Here is a 3586-nt window from a genome sequence, read left to right on the forward strand (position 1 = left end):
GATTACCAGCGGTCAATCATCCGCATTGGAACTGATTACTACCAATGATACATCGGATGCTACATTGAAAAATGCTTTGAATGCGGTAATTTCCAGCGGGAAGAAGCTCGATACGGTGTATCATGCGATTACCCTCGGGGGCAATGATCGCATAGAATTTGATCAATTTGTAACTCTGGTTATAGCGGGCATGAAAGGGAAAGAAGCTGCTTATATTCAGAATGGATCAACGAAATCAATCCAGAGGTTTTCGAGCGACGCTGAGGGATTGGCTAGCGGTAAAAACGAGTATGCATACGATAGTGGTAGTGACCTTATCATTAAAACGAAGCATTTTACAGACTTTGTCGCTTTTACTACGAGCGATGTTACTACTGGTCCAGGGAATGGCGGTGGGGGCACTACTCCGCCAGCAACACAGCATGTAACGTTTTCAGTAGATAAACTTACAATTAACAAAGGTTATGTCGTTTCTGAAACTAGCGTAGAATTGAAGACTGATGACACGGCTTGGAGTATATTAAAAAGAATTCTCGAAACACGTGGAATCAACTACAGCGCTATATGGAATGAAGATTACGGCAGCATATATGTTCAATCGATTGACGGGGATGGCGAATTCGATCACGGCAGCAAAAGTGGATGGATGTACAATGTGAACGGAGCCTATCCAGGATACGGGGCAAGCTCGTACGTGCTTAAAAATGGGGATAATGTGCAGTGGCGTTATACAACGGATCTTGGAAATGATGTAGGCGAGAAGTCAGCGGGAGGTCCAATCGTTGGTATTCCGACAGGGCAGAAGCCGATCATTAACATTCCTTCGGATCTTGCACAAGATTACACGTTAAATATTTYGGATGACCTGAAAAACAAAGAGCTAATCACGGTAAACATCCCTAATGTGAATCACAAAGTATTTTTTAGTTTAGAGGCTGTTAAAGACAGTATTCCATTGATCAAAGCGGTAAAAGGGGATATCTCCCTTACTATTGATAAAGGAACGGCTTTGAAAACGGGGAATACGAATATTGAAGTCATGACTTCATTAAAACTCGAGGATGCCAATCTCCAGAAGCTAGTTCAAGGTAGCATGAAGGATATCGGCAAAAATGTGCTGAAACTCATCCATGCTTTTGCTATGGGGAATGGGAATGAATCCGTGTTGTTTGATAAACCACTCACTTTTGTAGTAGCAGGTGGTAAAAATCAACTTGCCGGATTCATCGAAGGAACGACGTTTACACCAATCGAGATCTATGAGTCGGACACTCAAGGCATGGAAGCAACAAAAGGCAAAGAGAAGATTACCTACGCGTACGTGAAAGATAATGATTTGATCATTAGAACGAACCATTTCACGAGTTTCCTATCTTACACGGTGGGTGCTAAGGAAGCCGAAACGACACCGGTATTTGATTGGAAGAAACTTTATACAGATTCAAATTCCGTCTCACCTTGGGCCATTGACGCAATCAGTGAGGCATCACAGAAAAAATTTGTTGAAGGCAATGGAGGCAAATTCTCCCCACAAGCTGCAATTACGAGAGCAGAATTCACCAAAATCCTGGTCAATGTACTTGGTTTAGAGGTGAAGAAAGAGAATGCAATTCATTTCCAAGATGTTGCTCAGAATGATTGGTACTATCCTTACGTAAATACGGCTTATCAAGCTGGCATTATCTCTGGGTATGACGCTGAGCATTTCTATCCAAATGAGAAGCTTACACGTGAACAAATGGCTGTAATCATCGCCAATGCGCTAACTCTTCCTAAAGTAGATCAGACTACTGATATTGAAGATATGGATCTAGTATCTGATTGGGCACAATCCAGCGTTCAGACCATTATGGCTGGCGAGCTAATGACGGGTTGGAATAACCGATTCCAGCCAGGTGAAGAAGTAACAAGAGAAATGGCTATTGTCGTTGCTATGAGAGCTTATAAAAAAAGATAGTTCGCAATTATAGGCTTGCAGAATTCATGGAGAAGGAGCAGAACAATTTCTGCTCCTTCTCCAATATTTAATTATGAAGTATTTTGGGGGGAGAATATTGAAAACAATGAAGAAGCTTTCAGCTCTGCTGCTTATTCTTTGTCTCTATGTAAGCAGCACGATTCAAGTTTTTGCAGCGGATAAAACAGAAATTTCTCAAGCCATTTCTAACACAGCCTCGTATCTTACCAAGACCGTTTCAGAACCACAGGTAGGTTCTATAGGCGGAGAATGGGCAGTTATCGGGCTTGCGCGATCAGGAAATTCTATACCGCAGACTTATTATGACAATTATTACAAAGGTGTAGAAAAGTATGTCAAAGAGCTTGGCGGCGTTTTGCATGACAAGAAATACACGGAGTATTCGAGAGTGATTCTATCATTAACCGCTATAGGCAAAGATCCCTCAAATGTAGCAGGCTATAATCTGCTAGAGCCTTTAGGGGATTTCGAAAAAACGATATGGCAGGGCATTAACGGCCCGATTTTCGCCCTTATTGCCTTGGACTCAGGTAAATATGATATACCTATTAACAAAAATGCGAAGACGCAAGCGACAAGAGAAATGTATGTCGACGAAATACTGGCAAGGCAGCTGGCAGACGGGGGATTTGCTTTATCTGGTAACCAAGCTGACCCTGATGTGACAGGGATGGCTTTGCAGGCTCTCGCGAAGTATCAGAGTAAGGAAAACGTGAAAGCAGCAACAGCTAAGGCCGTTGATGCCCTATCCAAATCGCAGAATAGCGCTGGGGGTTATGCTAGCTGGGGGACGGATAATTTGGAAAGCACGGCGCAAGTTCTCATGGCTTTATGTGAGCTTAGCATCGATCCTAAGGATTCAAGGTTTACTAAAAATGGTCATAATCTCATCGACAACCTATTAAGTTATTATCGAGAGGGACAGGGATTTCTACATTCAGCTGACGGCAGCGGTGAAAATCTGATGTCTACGGAGCAGGCATTTTATACATTGGTCAACGTACAAAGAGTAGATGAAGGGAAAACTAGTCTCTACAACATGGTAGATGTAAAAAAGGGTTCCCAGACGGATTCAGGCAGCGAAACCATGACGCCGCAAAACGGAGGATTGCCTGATAAAAATAAAGATGTTAAGCCGAGCGTCATCGTTAATCTTGGTAGAACTTTTACTGATATTCAAGGCCATATGAATCAGAAGTCCATAGAAGCGATGGCTGCCAGAAGTATCCTTAACGGCATATCTGACACCCAATTTGCACCGGATCGAACGATGACAAGAGCTGAATTTGCTGCCATCGTAACGAGAAGTCTTGGCCTGACACCAAAGGCAGCGGATGTTTTCAAAGATGTCTCTGCGGACAGCTGGTATGCACCTTATGTAGGCACGGCTTACACCTATAACCTTATCCAAGGTACTTCAGCGGATACATTTACACCTGAACAAACGATTACCCGGCAGGAAGCCGCTGTGATGGTTGCCCGTGCAGCCAAACTAAGTGGCATGGATACGAATGTACAGGATATCGAAATACGAGATATGCTTGCTCAGTTTACGGATTATATGAATACGGCAGAATGGGCAAGAGCAAGTCTAGCTTTTTCTTACAA

General features: G+C 43.1%; 2 protein-coding genes. Both read left to right on the forward strand.

The window, feature by feature from the left end:
* The coding region (locus AC1DUA_RS28890) for an S-layer homology domain-containing protein (protein ID WP_477503036.1) at positions 1-1957 on the forward strand (1957 nt) is incomplete at its 5' end.
* A gap of 106 nt (positions 1958-2063) precedes the next feature.
* The coding region (locus AC1DUA_RS28895) for an S-layer homology domain-containing protein (RefSeq protein WP_477503037.1) at positions 2064-3586 on the forward strand (1523 nt) is incomplete at its 3' end.

The sequence above is a fragment of the Paenibacillus sp. 01T422 genome, from assembly GCF_056398785.1.